Source organism: Parafrankia sp. BMG5.11, from assembly GCF_004337455.1.
The window spans coordinates 52,064-70,057 of sequence record NZ_SJXI01000009.1 but is presented as its reverse complement, the minus strand read 5'-3'; the positions used below and the strand labels follow the sequence as shown (position 1 = coordinate 70,057).

Annotated in this window: 16 protein-coding genes; 12 read left to right on the top strand and 4 right to left on the bottom strand. The window is 72.7% G+C overall.

Going from position 1 to position 17,994, the window contains the following annotated elements:
- Positions 1-379 precede the first annotated feature (379 nt).
- Positions 380-1,384, bottom strand: coding sequence for a dTDP-glucose 4,6-dehydratase (gene rfbB / locus E0504_RS06490; protein WP_071065323.1), 1,005 nt, complete (start codon positions 1,382-1,384; stop codon positions 380-382).
- Positions 1,385-1,523: 139 nt separating this feature from the next.
- Here rfbB and E0504_RS06485 point away from each other — a divergent pair, with 139 nt between their 5' ends.
- The 3 genes from E0504_RS06485 to E0504_RS06475 all read left to right on the top strand — a co-directional run bounded on the left by E0504_RS06485 (position 1,524) and on the right by E0504_RS06475 (position 4,970).
- Entirely contained in the window at positions 1,524-3,119 is a 1,596-nt protein-coding gene (locus tag E0504_RS06485) for a circularly permuted type 2 ATP-grasp protein (protein ID WP_131622431.1), read from the top strand.
- Complete coding sequence (locus E0504_RS06480; protein WP_112108986.1) at positions 3,113-4,057, top strand: alpha-E domain-containing protein; 945 nt, start codon at positions 3,113-3,115, stop codon at positions 4,055-4,057. Before E0504_RS06485 ends, E0504_RS06480 begins: the two co-directional genes overlap by 7 nt.
- A 67-nt stretch (positions 4,058-4,124) precedes the next feature.
- Positions 4,125-4,970 carry a transglutaminase family protein gene (locus tag E0504_RS06475; protein WP_071065326.1) on the top strand — a complete coding sequence of 282 codons (846 nt, stop codon included), beginning with the start codon at positions 4,125-4,127 and terminating at the stop codon, positions 4,968-4,970.
- 40 nt (positions 4,971-5,010) lie between these two features.
- On the opposite strand, the gene E0504_RS06470 is transcribed toward E0504_RS06475, so the two are convergent.
- Entirely contained in the window at positions 5,011-5,574 is a 564-nt protein-coding gene (locus E0504_RS06470) for a YceI family protein (protein ID WP_041253962.1), read from the bottom strand.
- 198 nt (positions 5,575-5,772) lie between these two features.
- Between E0504_RS06470 and E0504_RS06465 the strand changes: the two genes are divergently transcribed.
- The 4 genes from E0504_RS06465 to E0504_RS06450 are packed head-to-tail and all read left to right on the top strand — an operon-like array spanning position 5,773 to position 10,472.
- Positions 5,773-6,732, top strand: a complete 960-nt coding sequence (locus E0504_RS06465; RefSeq protein ID WP_131622429.1) for a ComEA family DNA-binding protein — start codon at positions 5,773-5,775, stop codon at positions 6,730-6,732.
- Positions 6,732-9,170, top strand: a complete 2,439-nt coding sequence (locus E0504_RS06460; protein ID WP_131622427.1) for a ComEC/Rec2 family competence protein — start codon at positions 6,732-6,734, stop codon at positions 9,168-9,170. The genes E0504_RS06465 and E0504_RS06460 overlap by 1 nt, the downstream gene beginning before the upstream one ends.
- A gap of 1 nt (position 9,171) precedes the next feature.
- Complete coding sequence (gene holA, locus E0504_RS06455; protein ID WP_112106875.1) at positions 9,172-10,173, top strand: DNA polymerase III subunit delta; 1,002 nt, start codon at positions 9,172-9,174, stop codon at positions 10,171-10,173.
- Positions 10,170-10,472 (top strand): hypothetical protein, encoded by a 303-nt coding sequence (locus tag E0504_RS06450; RefSeq protein ID WP_071065329.1) that lies wholly within the window; start codon positions 10,170-10,172, stop codon positions 10,470-10,472. Before holA ends, E0504_RS06450 begins: the two co-directional genes overlap by 4 nt.
- A 139-nt stretch (positions 10,473-10,611) precedes the next feature.
- Here E0504_RS06450 and rpsT read toward each other — a convergent pair whose 3' ends face one another.
- Positions 10,612-10,881 carry a 30S ribosomal protein S20 gene (rpsT, locus tag E0504_RS06445; RefSeq protein ID WP_071065330.1) on the bottom strand — a complete coding sequence of 90 codons (270 nt, stop codon included), beginning with the start codon at positions 10,879-10,881 and terminating at the stop codon, positions 10,612-10,614.
- Positions 10,882-11,126: 245 nt separating this feature from the next.
- Here rpsT and lepA point away from each other — a divergent pair, with 245 nt between their 5' ends.
- Positions 11,127-12,986, top strand: a complete 1,860-nt coding sequence (lepA, locus tag E0504_RS06440) for a translation elongation factor 4 (RefSeq protein ID WP_071065331.1) — start codon at positions 11,127-11,129, stop codon at positions 12,984-12,986.
- 79 nt (positions 12,987-13,065) lie between these two features.
- On the opposite strand, the gene E0504_RS50255 is transcribed toward lepA, so the two are convergent.
- Positions 13,066-13,233, bottom strand: coding sequence for a hypothetical protein (locus E0504_RS50255; protein ID WP_243657442.1), 168 nt, complete (start codon positions 13,231-13,233; stop codon positions 13,066-13,068).
- A 278-nt stretch (positions 13,234-13,511) separates the two neighbouring features.
- On the opposite strand from E0504_RS50255, the gene hemW reads away from it, so the two are divergent.
- From hemW to E0504_RS06420, 4 genes are all read left to right on the top strand, one after another.
- On the top strand, positions 13,512-14,741 hold the full coding sequence (hemW, locus tag E0504_RS06435) for a radical SAM family heme chaperone HemW (RefSeq protein ID WP_112106835.1): 1,230 nt from the start codon (positions 13,512-13,514) through the stop codon (positions 14,739-14,741).
- A gap of 260 nt (positions 14,742-15,001) precedes the next feature.
- On the top strand, positions 15,002-16,021 hold the full coding sequence (hrcA, locus tag E0504_RS06430) for a heat-inducible transcriptional repressor HrcA (RefSeq protein WP_020459711.1): 1,020 nt from the start codon (positions 15,002-15,004) through the stop codon (positions 16,019-16,021).
- Positions 16,021-17,163: a molecular chaperone DnaJ gene (gene dnaJ, locus E0504_RS06425; RefSeq protein WP_020459712.1), complete on the top strand. Its 1,143-nt coding sequence runs from the start codon at positions 16,021-16,023 to the stop codon at positions 17,161-17,163. Before hrcA ends, dnaJ begins: the two co-directional genes overlap by 1 nt.
- On the top strand, positions 17,160-17,939 hold the full coding sequence (locus tag E0504_RS06420) for a 16S rRNA (uracil(1498)-N(3))-methyltransferase (RefSeq protein ID WP_112106836.1): 780 nt from the start codon (positions 17,160-17,162) through the stop codon (positions 17,937-17,939). The genes dnaJ and E0504_RS06420 overlap by 4 nt, the downstream gene beginning before the upstream one ends.
- Positions 17,940-17,994 lie beyond the last annotated feature (55 nt).

The window sequence follows — 17,994 nt, the reverse complement described above, 5'->3', positions numbered from 1 at the left end:
TCGCCGATCATGACGCCTTTTCGATCATGGTGTTCCGCGGAACCACCGAGCACCACGGAGCCACGGAGCCGCGGAGGAGCCGCGGAGCACTGTGGCACCCGGGCCGTCTTCAGCGAGGCGGACAGGCCCAGCTCGACCCGGCCCAGGCCAGTTCACGCCACATCGTCGGACACCGAGCCGGTGCCGGCCAGCACCCGCGGCGCGCGCTGTTCTCTGTGCCAGGCGATCACGACAGCCGGACCGCCAGTCCGTGACGTAACGCACCCAGAGGTCGACGACCGTGTCCGGGGTGAGCTCGCCGATCGCGGCCGGCAGTGCCTTCCCGGCCCGCTCCATTGATCTGAGGTAGACCGCCGTGGTGCGGATCGGCTCGGGAGGGTCAGCTCTGCCAGGCGGTCTCCGAAACGGGGGAGCGGCCGAGCAGGGGACGCCACCACGCCTCGTTGTCCCGGTACCACCCGATGGTGGCCTTCATCCCGTCCGCGAAGCTGATCCGCGGCTCCCAGCCGAGCGTCGTGCGCAGCTTGCCGGAGTCCAGCAGGTAGCGGCGGTCGTGGGAGGGACGGTCCGGCACGATCGTCTTCAGCGAGGCGGGCAGGCCCAGCTCGCCGAGGATGAGGTCGGCGATGGTCTCGATGTCGGCCTCGATGCCGGAGCCGACGTGATAGGTCTCACCGACAGCGCCGCGCTCGAGCACCGCCTCGATGGCCCGGCAGTGGTCCACCACGTGCAGCCATTCCCTCCGGTTCTTCGTGGAGGCGTAGAGCGGCAGCGACTGGCCCTGCAGCGCCCGCGTCACGAACAGCGGGATGACCTTCTCCGGGAACTGGAACGGACCGTAGTTGTTCGAGCAGTTGGTGATGGTCACCGGCAGGCCGTAGGTGTACCCGTAGGAGCGGACGGCGTGGTCCGAGCCGGCCTTGGCGGCGTTGTACGGGGTCCGGGGCAGGTAGGGGGAGTCCTCGGTGAAGGCGCCGGGGTCGTCGAGGTCCATGTCGCCGTAGACCTCGCAGGTGGAGATCTGGTGGAAGCGCGCGACCCCGACGGTCCGCGCCGCCTCCAGCAGGGTCTGCGTGCCCATGACGTTGGTGGAGAAGAACTCGCCGGGACGGATGATCGCCAGGCTGTTGTGGGACTCGGCGGCGAAGTTGACCACGACGTCCACACGGTGCTCGCGCAGCGTGGACTCGATGAGCTCACGGTCACGGATGTCGCCGTGGACGAACGTGATCCCGTCCTCGAGGTCGGCGAGGTTCTCCCGGCAGCCCGCGTAGGTCAGCGCGTCGAGCGCGACCATGCGGTCGCCGGGGTGCGTCCCCAGCCAGTACCTGACGAAGTTGGACCCGATGAAACCGGCGGCCCCGGTCACCAGCAGAGTGGTCATCGTTCGCCTTTCGGTGCGTCGTTCGGTGCGTCGTCGCATCGGTCGCGCCTACATACTTCCCCATGCCTGCGCGGACCGGGGGCAGGGGCGCGGTCACGACGACATTCGCAGGTAACACGGAGCACCTACGCTCCTCCGCGTGGCGGACCTTTTCGAGGGGTATCCGGTGGAGGTCGCGGCAGCGGCCGCCTGGGACGAGGTCTTCGACGCGGCGCATCGCCCCCGGGAGGTGTACACCGCCCTGCACGACGCGCTGCAGCCGCTGAGCAGCTCCGACCTCGCGGCCCGCAAGATCGCGCTCGACCGTGCCTTCCGGGACGCCGGCATCACCTTCAACCTGTTCGGCGAGGAGCGGCCGTTTCCGCTGGACCTGGTGCCCAGGCTGCTCTCCTGCGACGAGTGGGACGTCATCGAGCGGGGCGTGACCCAGCGGGTGCGCGCGCTCGAGGCGTTTCTCGACGACGTCTACGGGCGCGCCGACGTCCTCGCGGACGGCATCGTGCCCCGCCGGCTGGTGCTGTCCAGCTCGCACTTCCACCGTGCGGCGCACGGCATCGACCCGCCGAACGGCGTCCGCGCGCATGTCAGCGGCATCGACCTGGTGCGGGACGAGCGCGGCGACTTCCGGGTGCTCGAGGACAACGTCCGCGTCCCGTCCGGGGTCAGCTACGTCATCGAGAACCGGCGCGCGATGACCCGGGTGTTCCCGGAGCTGTTCTCCACCCACCGGGTGCGCCCGGTCGCCGACTACGCCACCCACCTGCTGCACGCGCTGCGCGTGGCAGCGCCACCGGAGGTCGCCGACCCGACCGTCGTGGTGCTCACCCCGGGCGTGTACAACTCCGCCTACTTCGAGCATGCCCTGCTGGCCCGCCAGATGGGTGTGGAGCTGGTCGAGGGCCGGGATCTCTCCGTCCGGAACAACCGGGTCACGATGCGCACCACCGAGGGTGACCAGCCGGTGCACGTTGTCTACCGCCGGGTCGACGACGACTGGCTCGACCCGCTGCACTTCCGTCCCGAGTCGATGGTCGGCTGCGCGGGGCTGCTCAACGCGGCCCGGGCCGGGAACGTGACGATCGCGAACGCGGTCGGCAACGGGGTCGCCGACGACAAGCTGATGTACACCTACGTCCCGGACCTCATCCGTTACTACCTCGGCGAGGAGCCGGCGCTCGGCAACGTCGACACCTTCCGGCTGGAGGACCCGGACCAGCGCGCCCATGTGCTGGACAACCTCGAGTCCCTGGTGGTCAAGCCGGTGGACGGCTCCGGCGGCAAGGGGATCGTGATCGGCCCGCAGGCGACCGAGGCCGAGCTGGTCGCGCTGCGCGCGCGGGTGCTCGCCGACCCGCGCGGGTGGATCGCACAGCGGGTGGTGAAGCTGTCGACCTCCCCGACTCTGGCCGATGACCGCCTCGGGCCGCGCCACGTCGACCTGCGGCCGTTCGCGGTGAACGACGGGAACCGGATCTGGGTGCTGCCCGGCGGGCTGACCCGGGTCGCGCTGCCCCGCGGCAGCCTGGTCGTGAACTCCAGCCAGGGCGGCGGTTCGAAGGACACCTGGGTACTCGCCCCCGAGCGGGTCGCGCCGGAGGAGGCCGCGCTCCTGCGCCGGCGGTCCGGCCTGACGCCGGCGGTCGCCGCCGGGCCCGACCTCGGCCCGCACTCGTCCGACGAGCAGCAGCAACAGCAGTCCGAGCAGCAGAACCAGCAGGGGGACGGGCTGTGTTGAGCCGCATCGCGGAGTCGCTGTTCTGGATCGGCCGCTACGCGGAGCGGGCCGAGTGCACTGCGCGCATCCTGGACGTCCACGTCCATCGGGTGCTCGAGGACCCGTGGCTGGACGAGACGTCGGCCGGGGCCGAGCTGCTCGCCGTGATGGGCGTCGCCGACCGGTCCGGCCCCGCCGACTCCCGGCACGTCACCGAGGTGCTCGCCTACGGGGCCGCGAACGCCTCCAGCATCCGCGGGTCGCTCTCCGCGGCGCGGGAGAACGCCCGCGGTGCCCGTGTCGTGGTCTCCAGTGACGTGTGGGAGTGCCTGAACGCGACCTGGAACGACCTGCCGCACACCGAGGAGCTCGCCCGCCGGATGGGCCCGCACGTGTACTTCCGTTACGTGCGGGAACGCACGGCGATGCTGGCCGGACTGGTCGACGCCACCCTCGCGCGCGACGACGGCTGGCGCTTCCTGGTGCTCGGGCGCAGCCTGGAGCGGGTCGACATGACCGCCCGGCTGCTGTCGTCGAGCATCAGCGACGACCCGAGCTCGCAGAGCTGGGTCAGCCTGCTGCGTTCGTGCGGCGCGCACGAGGCCTACCTGCGCACCTACCGGCGGGCGGTGGACGCGGCCCGGGTCGCGGAGTTCCTGCTGCTGGACCGGCTCTTCCCGCGGTCGATCTACTGGTCGCTGGCGCTCGCGGAGCAGATCCTCGCCGAGCTGGACACCAGCCGCGGCCTGGTCCGGGCGACCGTGGACGACGCCGCCCGGCGCACCGTCGGTCGGGCCCGCACCGAGCTGGAGTTCCGCAGCATCGACGAGCTCGTCGCCGAGATGCCCGACCTGCTGGCCGCCCTGCAACGGACCTGCTCGGCGGTCAGCGCGGCCGTCACCACCCGGTACTTCGCCCGGGACAGCCCGCGCACCTGGGCGAGCGAGGTGCCCGCCTGACGGCGGGCGGGGAACAACAACGGGCGACGGCTGCGCGCGGCGCCGCACACGAGGGAGACAGGCGACGATGAGCTGGCAGATCCGGATCGAGCACTCGACGGGCTACCGGTACGCCAGCCCGGTGATCTCCTCGTACAACGAGGCCCGGATCATCCCCCAGACCGGGGACCGGCAACTCACACTCGAGGCCACCGTCCGCACCGAGCCGTCCTCGTCCACCTACCGCTACTGGGACTACTGGGGGACCCAGGTCACCGCGTTCGACCTGCACACCCCGCACACCGAGCTGATCGTCACCGGGCGCTCGGTCGTGCAGACAGCGCCCGCGCCGGCGCGGCCCACGGACGTCCCCGGCTGGGACGGCCTCACCGATGACCACGTCTCGGACCGGTTCGTCGAGTTCGTCCGGCCCACCGTCTCGACGCCGGAGCACCCGGAGCTGCTGGCCGCCGCCCGCGAGCTCGCCGCCGCCAACACCCCCGCGGACTTCCTGCCCGCGGTCGGTGACTGGGTGCGGGAGAAGCTGCGCTACCAGCCTGGCACGACCGAGGTGCGCACCTCGGCCGTCGAGGCGTGGCAGCAGGGGGTGGGCGTGTGCCAGGATTTCGCCCACCTGGCGCTCGTCCTGATGCGGGCCGCCGGCATGCCGGCCCGCTACGTGTCGGGCTACCAGCACCCGTCGGCGGACGCCGCGGTGGGCGAGACCGTCAGCGGGCAGAGCCATGCCTGGGTCGAGGGCTGGCTGGGTGAGTGGTGGGGCTTCGACCCGACCAACGGCGTGCCCGCGGGCGAGCAGCACGTAGTGGTCGCCCGCGGGCGGGACTACAACGACGTCCCACCGATGTTCGGCGTGTACTCCGGTGGTGCCTCGACGTCCCTGGGCGTGACCGTCTCGGTGACCCGCCTGGGCTGAGCGCCCCTGGCGAGCCGGGCGGTCGGGAGGACCTGGGCGGTCAGGAGGACTTGATGGCCGAGACGTCCAGCTCGATCTTGACCTTGTCGCTGATGAGCACGCCGCCCGTCTCGAGAACGGCGTTGTACGTGAGGCCGAAGTCCTTGCGGCTGATGCTCGTGGTGCCGGTGAAGCCCGCCCGGACGTTGCCGAACGGGTCCTTGGAGCTGCCCTCGAAGGTGATCGCGAGCTCGACCGGCCGGGTCACCCCGCGGATCGTGAGGTCGCCGGCGAGGACGTAACTGTCCTCGTCCTTGCCGAGCTTCGCGCCGGTGCTGACGAAGGTGATGGTCGGGAACTGCGCGACGTCGAGCAGGTCGGGCGACTTCACGTGCCCGTCGCGGTCGGCGACGCCGGTGTCGAAGCTGGCGGTGTCGATGGTCACCGACGCGGTGGACGCCGTCGGGTTCGCGCCGTCGAGCTCCAGGGTGCCCTGCACGGAGGTGAACTGCCCGCGGACCGTCGTGACCATCGCGTGGCGTGCGGCGAAGCCGATCCGGGTGTGCGCGGGGTCGAGGGTCCAGGTGCCGGTGAGGTCGGCCAGGACGGGAGCGGGAGCGGTCATCGTGTTCTCCTCGGAGTGTGTGAGCTGAGACCGGGGCTGCTGGGTGGTGCCGTCGTGCACGTTACTTGCGTGCGCAACCAACGTGGACGGCGGGTCATTCCATCTCCCTGCGCCCCGCGTGCCTGTGGATGAGAACCGGTCGTCCACATCCGCTCCGCATCGGCTCGGACGAACCCTCCCAGCTCCTACCTTGCGTGCATGACTCGAAGCTCCTCGCATCTGTCCCGGGGTGATGACCGGGGTGACGACTGGCCGCTGGCCGGCCTGGACGGCGGCGACCCGGATGGCTGGGACCAGGACAGCTGGGACCAGGACGGCGGGGCCTGGGACGGCGGGGCCTGGGGCGACGACGGGGAACGGGACGCGGGTCGGGCGGACACTCGCGGCTCGCGGGTGCGGCGGGCCGTCGCCGCTCGCCTCCCGCCGACGCTGCGCGACGCGGTGCTCGCCCCGACGGCCCGGGCGGCGCTGGTGCTGGTGTTGGTCGCCGTCGCGGCGGCGGCCGTGGCCGGCTGGCTGACCTGGCGCGACCGGCCGGTGGCCCTCCAGCCAAGCGCGGCGGCGGTCGGTGATTCGGGGCCCGGTGAGGCCGCGCACGGGCCAGGCGGGTCCGCGACCGCGGCCGCGGAGCTCGCCCGGAACCCGGCGGAGCCGGCGGCGGGCGAGGCGACGCCGACCACGGCGCCGGAGGTCGTCGTGGACGTCGCCGGCCGTGTGGCGCGCCCCGGGGTCGTGCGCCTGCCGGCCGGATCCCGGGTCGTGGACGCCGTGGAGCGGGCCGGCGGTGTGCTGCCCGGCACCGACACGACGGGGCTGGCACTGGCCAGGGTCCTCACGGACGGTGAGCAGGTCCTCGTCGACGGGCGGCCGGGTCCCGCCCCGCCGCCTCCGGAGGCGGCCGGTGGCGGCTCGCCCTCCGGGTCGTCAGCCGGTTCGGCCGGCGGTTCCGCGGTTGGTTCGGCGGGCCGGCCGCTGAATCTGAACACCGCCACGGTGGAACAGCTCGACGCCCTGCCCGGGGTGGGTCCCGTGCTGGCCCAGCGGATCATCGACTGGCGGGCGGCGAACGGGCCCTTCACCTCGCCCGACCAGCTCGGTGAGGTCTCCGGTGTCGGTGACCGGCGGCTGGCGGACCTGCTGCCCCTGGTGACGGCCTGATGGTCGCCGTCGCGATGGAGACCGGGCTCGGCCTGCCGAGCGGCTCCGATGCGGCGGGCGGCGGTCGGCTGGACCTCCGCCTGGTCGGTCCTGCCGTCGCGGTCTGGGGCGGGGCGGCCGCGGCGGGGTACTGGGGCTTCGGGCCGGTGCTTCTCGGCGCCGCCGGCATGGTGCTGTGTGCGTGCCCGGTGGGGGTGCTGATCGCGCTGCATCAGGGTCCCGGCGGCCGGCTCGGCCGGCCGGGAGCGCTGGTGGCGTTCGTCACCCTGGCGTTCCTCGCGGCCGGGGTTCTCGTGGGCGGGGCGGCCGCGCGGCCCCGGTTCACCGGCCCGCTCGCCGAGATGGCGCGGGCCCACCGGACCGTCAACGCCGAGGTCGTCCTGAGCGACGATCCGAAGATCTCGGCGGCGGCGGCGCCGGCTGCCACTTCGGGCCCGCGGGAGGGGGCGACGGTCACCGCCCGGGCTCGACTCGAGGCCGTGACCGAGCCCGGCCGCCGGCTGCGGGCCTCCGTGCCCGTGCTCCTGGTGGGGCGCGGCTCGGATCTCGCGAACTACCTGCCGGGGCAGCGGCTCAGCGTCCGCGCCGGGCTGGCGCCGGCGGGTCCGGGCGACACGATCGCGACGGTTCTGTTCGTCCGGGCACCGCCACGGGCACGGGGGCGCCCGGACGCCGTGCAACGGGCCGCCGGGTGGCTGCGGGCCGGCCTACGGGACGCCGCCGACGTGGTGCCCCAGCCCGCCGGCGGGCTGCTGCCGGCACTGGTCGTCGGTGACACCTCGGGCCTTGATCCCGGGCTGAAGGACGACTTTCGCACCGCCGGGATGAGCCATCTGACCGCGGTGTCCGGCGCCAATCTGGCGATTACCGCGGGGACGGTGCTGTTCCTGCTCGGGCGGCTCCGGCTCGGGGCCCGCTCCAGGGCGGTCGCCGCGGCCCTGGTCCTCGTCGGGTTCGTGATCCTGGCCCGGCCGTCCGCCAGCGTGGTCCGGGCCGGAGCCATGGGCCTGGTCGGCCTGGTCGCGCTCGCCGCGGGTCGGCCCCGCGCGGTGCTGGCGGCGCTGGCCACCGCGGTCATCGCCGTCGTGATGGCGGATCCGGCGTTCGCGCTGTCGGCCGGGTTCGCCCTGTCGGTGCTCGCGACGACCGGGATGATCGTGTGGGGGCCCGGCTGGAGTGACGCGCTGGAGCGCGGCCGCGCGGTCGGCCGGCTCTGCGAGGTCGTGGCGGTGGCCGCCGCCGCCCAGCTTGCCTGTACGCCGGTGCTGGCCTGGCTCGGCGGGGGCATCAGCATCGTCGCGATCCCGGCCAACGTGGTGGCGGCGCCGGCGGTCGCGCCCGCCACCGTGCTCGGCGTGTCGGCGATGGCCGTCGCCGCCGTCAACGACCCGGTCGCCGCGCTGCTCGCGCGGCTCGCGGGGCTGGCCTGCCGCTGGCTCGTGCTGGTCGCGGACGTGGCCGCCGGCGTCCCCGCGGCCACGATCGGCTGGCCGGCGGGGCTCGCGGGGGCGGCCACCGCGCTCGGCTGCGTAGTACTGGTGGTGGCCCTGGCGCGCCGGCGCCCGACCCGCTGGCTGCTGGTGTCGGCGGTGGTGGGCCTGCTGGCGGCCCGGGTGCTCCTGCTGCCGAGGCTGGCGGGCTGGCCGCCGCCGGGCTGGCGGCTCGTTGCCTGCGATGTGGGCCAGGGCGACGGCCTGGTCCTGCGCGCCGGGCCGGCCTCGGCGGTCGTGGTCGACGTGGGTCCTGACCCGGCGCTGATCGCCGCCTGCCTGGATGACCTCGGAGTACGCGAGGTGCCGCTGCTCATGCTCACCCATCTGCACACGGATCACGCCGCCGGCCTCAGCGGGGTGGTGGGCCGGCTGCCGGTGGGGGAACTGGTGGTGAGCCCGCTGCCCGAGCCGGCCGACCAGTGGGACGCGGTCGAGCGCGCGGCGCGGGCGGCGGGCGTGCCGGTGCGGGCCGTCACCGCCGGCGCCGCGGGGGAGACCGGAGCGGTCCGCTGGCGGGTGATCGGCCCGGAACGGGTCCTGCGGGGCACGGCCAGCGATCCGAACAACGCCAGCCTTGTGGTCCTGGCGGCGGTCGGCGGCGTGACGATACTGCTCACCGGGGATGCCGAGCCGCCGGAGCAGCGGCAGGTGGCGCGGCGCGGTCTCGGGCCCGTCGACGTGCTCAAGGTGGCTCACCACGGCTCCGAGGACCAGCTGCCGGAGTTCCTCACCCGGACCGGCGCCGAGGTGGCGCTGATCAGCGTCGGCGTCGACAACACCTACGGGCATCCCGCGCCGAGCACGCTGGCCGGCCTGCGCGCGGCCGGGATGGCGGTGGCCCGCACCGACCTGCACGGCACGGTGGCCGTTGTCGAGACGGCCGGCGGTGGCGTCCGGGCGGTGGCTCGCCGGCCCGGCCCGCGAGGAGGCGGGGCCGGCTCGTGACATGCTGATCCACGTGCCGCCGCCCTCCGCCCCGCCACCGCTGGTCGTCGTGAGCGGCGACGAGGACCTCCTCGTCGCACGGGCCGTCCGGGAGGTGCTCGACGCCGCAAGGGCCCGTGATCCGGAGGTCGAGGTGGTCGACCGGTCACCCGGCGAGCTGACCGAGGCCGACATGATCGATCTCGGCGCCACCTCGATGTTCGGGGGTGGCCGGGTGCTGGTGGTTCGGGGTGCTGCCGACCTGGCGGAGGATCTGCGCGACGCGCTGTTGGCCTACGTGGCCCACCCGCTCGACGATGTGGTCCTCGTTGTGGTCCACAGCGGCGTGGTGAAGAACCGCAAGCTCGTTGACGCGATGAAGAAGGCCGGCGCCCGGGTCATGCCCGCGGCGAAGATCACCCGTCCGCGCGACCGGCACGACTTCGTGATCGCGGAGATCCGCCGGCTTGGCGGGCGGATGACCGACGAGGCGGTCCGTGCCCTGCTCGACGCGGTCGGCGGTGACCTGCGCGAGATTGCGGCGGTGTGCGACCAGCTCGTCGCCGACACCGCCGGGGTGATCGACGAGTCGGCGGTCGCCCGCTACCACCGGGGCCGGGCCGAGGCGAGCGGGTTCGCGGTCGCGGACGCCGCCGTCGCCGGCGATCTGGCCGGCGCGCTGACCCTGCTGCGGCAGGCGCTCGAGGGCGGGACGGCACCCGTCCTGGTCACCAGCGCCATCGCCGGCGGGCTGCGTGACCTCGCCCGGGTATCCGCCGTGGGCGGCGGGTCCAAGTGGGACGTCGCCAAGGCCCTCGGCATGCCGGACTGGAAGGTCGAGCGCGCCCAGCGCGCGGCCCGGAGCTGGTCGGACGCGGGGCTGGCCCGGGCGATCCGGGCGGTCGCGGTCGCCGACGCCGGGGTCAAGGGCGCCGCCGTGGACGCCGGGTACGCCCTGGAACGGCTCCTCCACGAGGTCACCCAGGCGCGAGGCCGGGGCGAGTACGCCGGGCGGGCGCGGTGAACGACTCGGCGGGCCGGCACGGCGGCCCAGGGCACGGCGAGCGGGACGAGCCCGGCCACGACGGCCACGACGACTACGAGGTGCAGCCCGGGGGGATGCTCGGCCTGCGGGTGCTCCCGGCGGGCTGGATGCGCGGCGTGCTCGGCACGGTGACCGCCCTGGTGACGCTGGTGATCGCCATGGGGGACCTGGCCAGCGCCTGGGTGCTGCTGGTGCTGCCGGCTACCGTCGCGGCGCTGGTGGCGTATGCCGAGAACCTCGAACGGGTGCTGGGCCCGGCTGCTGACCCCGAGGACTGACGACTCGGGGACTGGTTGAGTAGGGGCGTCCCGGACGTGTCCGGGACGCGCCGAAGACCGGGGCCCGTCTGGCGGGTTGCCCGGTCTTCGAACGAAGTCTGTGATGAACCTGACGCGGGCGCGGATGCCCGCGGTCGGGTCAGGAGGCGCCGATCTCCGCGTTGGCCTTGGCGAGCGCCGACTTGCGGTTGGCGGCCTGGTTGGGGTGAATGACACCCTTGCTGGCGGCCTTGTCGAGCTTCTTGGAGGCGATGCGGAGGGCGCTCTCGGCGCGCTCGACGTCCCCGGCCTCGACGGCGTCGCGGAAGCGACGGACGTGCGTCTTCAGCTCGGACTTCACGGCCTTGTTGCGCAGCCGTCGCTTCTCGTTGGTGAGGTTGCGCTTGATCTGCGACTTGATGTTGGCCACGCGGGAGAACCTCTGAGTTTCGAGTCGGGATGGTACGAGAGTGCCGGGAGGCACCGACGTTATCAAACCAGCGTGCCGGGGCGGTGGTGCGGGCGCGGCCACGCGGACGGGCGCGGCGCGCCTGGCACGATGGGGGCCTGGCACGATGAAGGACTCGAGCCCGTGCACATGACAGTCCGTGCACACGGCGCCAGCCGGACCGAGTGCCCGACAGACCGACGAGCAGCGAAACGAGACCAGCCCGCGTGTCCGAAGCCCCGCACGAGGCCTCCGGCGTCGACCCCGCGTCGATCCGCAACTTCTGCATCATCGCCCACATCGACCACGGCAAGTCCACGCTTGCCGACCGCATGCTGGGCGTGACCGGTGTGGTCGAGGCGCGCAACATGCGCGCGCAGTACCTCGACCGGATGGACATCGAGCGCGAGCGCGGCATCACGATCAAGGCGCAGAACGTCCGGCTGCCCTGGCGGGCCGACGACGGTCAGGACTACGTCCTGCACCTCATCGACACGCCCGGCCACGTGGACTTCACCTACGAGGTGAGCCGGTCGCTCGCGGCCTGTGAGGGCGCGGTGCTGCTGGTCGACGCGGCCCAGGGCATCGAGGCGCAGACGCTCGCCAACCTCTACCTGGCGATCGAGAACGACCTGACGATCATCCCGGTGCTGAACAAGATCGACCTGCCGGCCGCGCAGCCGGAGAAGTACGCCGCGGAGATCTCCTCGATCATCGGCTGCGACCCGGGCGACGTCCTCAAGGTCTCCGGCAAGACCGGCCAGGGCGTCCCGGAGCTGCTCAACGAGATCGTCCGCCGTATCCCGGCGCCGAGTGGCGACCCGGACGGCCCGCTCCGGGCAATGATCTTCGACAGCGTGTATGACATCTACCGCGGTGTGATCACCTATGTCCGGGTGGTCGACGGGTCGCTCAGCACCCGTGACCGTTGCCTGATGATGTCCACCGGGACCAGCCACGAGACCCTCGAGGTCGGTGTCATCTCGCCGGAGCCCCAACCGACCGGGTCGCTGTCGGCAGGTGAGGTCGGCTATGTCATCCCCGGTGTGAAGGACGTCCGCCAGGCCCGTGTCGGGGACACGATCACCTCGGCGCGCCGCCCGGCCACGGAGATGCTCGGCGGCTACCGGGACCCGCGTCCGATGGTCTACTCGGGGCTGTATCCCCTGGACGGCAGCGAGTACCCGGCGCTGCGCGAGGCGCTGGACAAGCTGCAGCTCAACGACGCGGCGCTCACCTTCGAGCCGGAGACGTCGGCGGCGCTGGGGTTCGGCTTCCGGTGTGGCTTCCTCGGGCTGCTCCATCTGGAGATCGTCCGGGAGCGGCTGGAGCGGGAGTTCGACCTCACGCTCATCTCGACGGCCCCCAACGTGGTCTACCGGGTCGTCATGGAGGACACGTCCGAGGTCACGGTGACCAACCCCAGCGACTGGCCCGGCGGCAAGATCGCCGAGGTGTACGAGCCGGTCGTGGATGCGATGCTGCTGCTGCCCACCGACTTCGTCGGCGCCGTGATGGAGCTGTGTCAGGGCCGGCGCGGCGTGCTCAAGGGGATGGACTACATCTCCACCGACCGGGTGGAGCTGAAGTACACGCTGCCGCTCGGTGAGATCATCTTCGACTTCTTCGACGCGCTGAAGTCGCGCACCCGCGGCTACGCCAGCCTCGACTACGAGCCCGCCGGCGAGCAGGCCTCGGACCTGGTCAAGGTGGACATCCTCCTGCAGGGCGAGGCGGTGGACGCGTTCTCGGCGATCGTGCACCGGGAGAAGGCCTACTCCTACGGAGTGGCGATGACCTCGAAGCTGCGGGAGCTGATTCCCCGCCAGCAGTTCGAGGTGCCGATCCAGGCGGCCATCGGTAGCCGGATCATCGCCCGGGAGAACATCCGCGCCATCCGCAAGGACGTCCTCGCCAAGTGCTACGGCGGTGACATCAGCCGTAAGCGGAAGCTGCTGGAGAAGCAGAAGGAGGGCAAGAAGCGGATGAAGACCATCGGCCGGGTGGAGGTCCCGCAGGAGGCGTTCATCGCGGCACTGTCCACGACCGAGAGCCCGAAGGCGCCGGCGCCCAAGACCGGGCGGTAGCGGCGCGGCGGTCCGCACCGTGCGAGCGGCACGGCGGCCCGTGCCGGCCCTTCGCGGGCCGGGCGCGGGCGGGCGGCCGTCAGACGTTCTCGGGAGCCGCGGCGATCCGGGGAAGCCGGATCGGTTCGGTGGCCGGTTCGACTTGGGCGAAGCCCAGGGCGAGGACGGATCCCGACCGGTACTCGGTGGTATGTGGGGGTAGAAGTTCCTCGATGGTCACGAGGGCACTGATGGGCTCCTCTTGCATGGTCGAATCATTTCGTACCGACCTCGACTGATCCATGACCAATCGCCCACGATTTGACCCTGCGATTGTCAACAGACCACAAACTGGGTGATTCTGGGCGGTCGGTGGCGTCGTGCCGCCGGTGTCGGCCCGGTGATGGCCCGTAAGGGCGGCGCGCCGGGGCGTCTTGTCCGTTCCTGGTCCCGATGTCGTCCGAGACCGGCAAAAATGACGGTCTCCGGGCACGTTGACAAACAGAGCGTTGCGGTCTCGGCACGCGTTGGGGGCACACTGGGGACATGCCATCCAAGCCTCTCGAGGGGGCGCCGGCACCCGTCGACGGCGCACTCCCCGACGCCGCGCTCACCGAGGTCGGGACCCGGCCGTTCGGTGTCTACGTGCACGTGCCGTACTGCGCGGCACGCTGCGGGTACTGCGACTTCAACACCTATACCCCGGCCGAGCTCGGCGCGGGCGGCCAGGGTGGGGCCGCCTCGTTCGTCGACTCGGTGGCCACCGAGGCCCGGCTGGCCCGCTCGGTCCTGGGCGAGCGGGACCTGACGGTCTCGACAGTCTTCGTCGGCGGCGGCACTCCGACGCTGCTGCCGGCCGCCGACCTGGCCAAGGTCCTGCGGGTCCTGGACGACACCTTCGGCCTGGCCGGCGACGCGGAGGTCACCACCGAGGCCAACCCGGAGTCCGTCGACCGGGAGACTCTCGAACAGCTCCGGGCGAGTGGGTACACGCGGATCTCGTTCGGCATGCAGAGCGCCCGCCCGCACGTGCTCGCGGCGCTGGACCGGCGGCACACCCCCGGCCGGGTGCCCGAGGTGGTCGGATGGGCGCGGTCCGCCGGGTTCCGCCAGCTCAGCCTCGACCTCATCTACGGCGCGCCGGGGGAGTCCGAGAGCGACTGGGCGGCGAGCCTGGACACGGTGATCGAGCTCGCGCCCGACCACGTCAGCGCCTACGCCCTGACCGTGGAGGAGGGCACCAAGCTCTCCCGCCGGGTGCGCCGCGGCGAGCTGCTGGAGCCGGACGACGACCTGCTCGCCGATCGCTACCTGCAGGCCGACGAGGCGCTCGCCGCCGCCGGCCTGACCAACTACGAGGTCAGCAACTGGGCGCGCGACCAGTCCTCCTGGTGCCGCCACAACATGGGCTACTGGCGGGGCGACGACTGGTGGGGGCTGGGGCCGGGCGCCCACAGCCACGTGGGCGGCGTCCGCTGGTGGAACGTCCGCCACCCGACCGAGTACGCCACCCGGGTCGGTGCCGGCCACAGCCCGGCCGCCGGCCGCGAGGTGCTGGACGCCCAGGCCCGCCGGGTCGAGCGGGTCATGCTGGGGGTCCGCCTCGTCGAGGGGCTGGGCCTCGACGCGCTGGGCGAGCAGGCGCTGGACGTCGCCGCCGAGCTTGCGGCGGACGGCCTCATCGTCGCGGACGTCCTCGCGCAGGGTCGGGTGGCGCTCACCCGCCGTGGTCGGCTGCTGACCGACACGGTCGTCCGTGCCCTGTTGCCCGACTGAGCGTCCCGCCGCCCGCCCGGGCGGTGACCCGCGGTCGGAGGATCTCCGTGTGTCCTCGGAGGCGGGTCTGCTCACGATGGCTGCCCCGACCTGGGTGGGAAGCTACACTTGGCACTCACGGCGGCCGAGTGCCAGGACCGGGTTACCAGTAGGGCCGGGTTACCAGTGGGACAGGGTGACCAGTAGCACAGGGTGACCGGTCCGGCGCGCGCCGCCAGCCCCGCCTGGCTTACCGAAACCGGCGAAGGGGGTGTGGCCACGTGTTGGAGGAACGGCGGCTGGAGGTGCTGCGGGCGATCGTCGAGGATTTCGTGCTCAGCAACGAGCCGGTGGGATCCAAGACGTTGGCCGAGCGGCACGCTCTGGGCGTGTCGCCCGCCACGGTGCGCAACGACATGTCGGCCCTCGAGGAAGAGGGCTACATCACGCAGCCGCACACCAGCGCGGGCCGCATCCCGACAGACAAAGGCTATCGCCTCTTCGTCGACCGGCTCTCCGGCGTCAAGCCGCTGTCACGCGCCGAGCGCCGGGCCATCCAGAGCTTCCTGGAGGGCGCGGTCGACCTCGACGACGTGGTGCGGCGGTCGGTGCGCCTGCTCGCGCAACTCACACGTCAGGTGGCTGTGGTCCAGTACCCCTCACTCTCGTCCAGCAGCGTCCGACACATCGAGATCGTCACGCTCAACCCGAACCGCCTGCTCCTGGTACTGATCACGGACACAGGCCGGGTTGAGCAGCGGGTGGTGGACATTCCCACCCCGGTCGACGACGGCGTGGTCGGCGAGCTGCGCGGCCTGCTGAACGGCTCGCTGCGGGGCCGCCGTGTGGTCGACGCCACAGAGGTCGCGGCGGACCTGCCCGAGACCGTCCGGCCGGATCTGCGTCCGCACCTGACGACGCTCACCACCGTGGTGCTCGAGGCCCTCCTGGAGCGGCAGGAGGAGCGGGTCGCGCTGGCCGGTACCGCCAACCTCACACGCTCCTCGGTCGACTTCGCCGACTCGCTGCGGTTCATTCTGGAGGCACTCGAGGAGCAGGTCGTGCTCCTCAAACTGATCGGTTCAGCCCGGGAGACCGGTACTGTGACGGTGCGCATCGGGCGTGAGACGGATGTGGACGCCCTCCGCTCAACGTCGGTAATCGCCACCGGGTACGGTCTCGGCCCAGCGGTGCTGGGCGGAATGGGAGTCGTCGGCCCGATGCGGATGGACTATCCGGGAACGATGGCGGCCGTACGAGCCGTCGCCAAGTACGTGGGTGAACTCTTGGGTGCCGACTGATGGCAGTGGATTATTACGCGACGCTCGGTGTGCGGCGTGACGCCACCGGTGACGAGATCAAGCGGGCCTACCGCAAGCTGGCCCGGGAGCTGCATCCGGACGTCAATCCGGACCCGGAGGCGCAGCAGCGGTTCAGGAACGTGACGAACGCCTACGAGGTCCTCTCGGACCCCGAGAAGCGGCAGATCGTCGACCTCGGTGGTGACCCGCTCGCGCCCGGTGGTGGCGCGGCCGGCGCCGGTTCGCCGTTCGGCGCCGGTTTCGGCGGCCTCGGCGACATCATGGACGCCTTCTTCGGTGGTGGCGCCAGCCGCGGCCCGCGCTCGAGGGTGCGCCGTGGGAACGACGCGCTGCTGCGGCTCGAGCTCGACCTGGCCGAGACCGCGTTCGGTGCCACCCGGGACATCACCGTCGACACGGCCGTGGTGTGCGCGACCTGTACCGGCGCGGGCGCCGCGCCCGGCACGCAGCCGTCGACCTGCTCGACCTGCCACGGCCGCGGCGAGGTCCAGCAGGTGACCCGCTCGTTCCTCGGCCAGATGGTGACCTCGAGGCCCTGCCCGCGCTGCTCCGGCACCGGAACGGTCATCGAGCACCCCTGCCGGGACTGCTCCGGTGACGGCCGCGTCCGCAAGCGCCGGACCCTGACGGTGAAGATCCCCTCGGGCGTCGAGGACGGCATGCGCATCCGGCTGTCCGGCGAGGGCGAGGTCGGCCCCGGCGGCGGGCCGCCCGGCGACCTGTACGTCGAGGTCTCCGAGCGTCAGCACGCGGTCTTCAGCCGGGAGGGCGACGACCTCCACTGCGACCTTCGCCTGCCGATGACCGCCGCGGCCCTGGGCACGATGGCGACGCTGGAGACCCTCGACGGCTCCGAGACGATCACGGTGAAGCCGGGCACCCAGCCCGGCGAGGTGCTCAGGCTCGCCGGGCGCGGTGTTCCGCACCTGCGCGCGGTGGGGCGCGGGCACCTGCACATCCACATCGTCGTCGAGACGCCGACGAAGCTCGACGCCGAGCAGGAACGCCTCCTGCGGGAGCTGGCGAAGCTGCGTGAGGAGGAGACGCCGGCGGTGGTCGGCGGGTCCTCCAGCGGGTCCGGCCTGTTCTCCCGGCGCCGTGGCGGTCGGCGCAACCGCTGACCGCGCCCGTCTTCCACCTGGATCCGCTGCCGTCGGCCGACGTCTTCGTGCTGGGCGGCCCCGAGGGCCGGCACGCCGCGACGGTGCGCCGGCTGCGGGTGGGTGAGCGCCTGGACGTCACCGACGGCGCCGGTGCCGCGCTGGAGTGCGAGGTCCGGTCGGTTGGCCGCGACGAGCTCGAATGCGTCGTCCTGCGCCGGCGGTCGCCGGCCGCGGCCGGGCCCCGGCTGGTGGTGGCGCAGGCCCTGGCCAAGGGCGACCGTGGGGAGTTGGCGGTCGAGATGCTCACCGAGATCGGGGTCGACGAGATCGTGCCCTGGGCGGCCTCGCGCTGCGTCGTCCGCTGGGACGGGGAACGCGGCGAGCGGTCGCGCGCCAGGTGGACCCGCGCCGCCCAGGAGGCGGCCAAGCAGTCGCGCCGGCACGCCTGGCCGCTGGTCGGCCCGTTGGCGGGCACCGCGGCGCTCGCCGAGCGCGCGCGCCGGGCGGCGCTCGCCGTCGTGCTGCACGAGACGGCGACGACGCCGCTGGCCGGGCTCGCGCGTGCCCTGCAGCCGGCGTTCGCGGTCGAGCCGGTGCCCGCGGTCGAGCCGGAGATCGGCGAGATTCTGCTGGTCGTGGGTCCGGAGGGCGGTGTGGCCGACGGTGAGCTCGAAGCGCTCACGGCCGCCGGCGCGGTGGCTGGCAGGCTCGGCCCGACGGTGCTGCGGACGTCCACGGCAGGCGTGGTCGCGGCGGCCGTGGTACTCGCCGACATCGGTCGGCTGGGCGGATAGACTCGAGATCGGCCGGTAACGTGTCGGCCCCGCCCCGGGTGGCACAGCTGGCCGG

Bases quoted from the DNA above. Each gene is read 5' to 3' on its own strand.
- rfbB (WP_071065323.1), bottom strand. From the start codon at position 1,384: ATGACCACTCTGCTGGTGACCGGGGCCGCCGGTTTCATCGGGTCCAAC.
- E0504_RS06475 (WP_071065326.1), top strand. From the start codon at position 4,125: ATGAGCTGGCAGATCCGGATCGAGCACTCGACGGGCTACCGGTACGCC.
- E0504_RS06470 (WP_041253962.1), bottom strand. From the start codon at position 5,574: ATGACCGCTCCCGCTCCCGTCCTGGCCGACCTCACCGGCACCTGGACC.
- E0504_RS06465 (WP_131622429.1), top strand. From the start codon at position 5,773: ATGACTCGAAGCTCCTCGCATCTGTCCCGGGGTGATGACCGGGGTGAC.
- E0504_RS06460 (WP_131622427.1), top strand. From the start codon at position 6,732: ATGGTCGCCGTCGCGATGGAGACCGGGCTCGGCCTGCCGAGCGGCTCC.
- holA (WP_112106875.1), top strand. From the start codon at position 9,172: ATGCTGATCCACGTGCCGCCGCCCTCCGCCCCGCCACCGCTGGTCGTC.
- E0504_RS50255 (WP_243657442.1), bottom strand. From the start codon at position 13,233: ATGCAAGAGGAGCCCATCAGTGCCCTCGTGACCATCGAGGAACTTCTA.
- hemW (WP_112106835.1), top strand. From the start codon at position 13,512: ATGCCATCCAAGCCTCTCGAGGGGGCGCCGGCACCCGTCGACGGCGCA.
- dnaJ (WP_020459712.1), top strand. From the start codon at position 16,021: ATGGCAGTGGATTATTACGCGACGCTCGGTGTGCGGCGTGACGCCACC.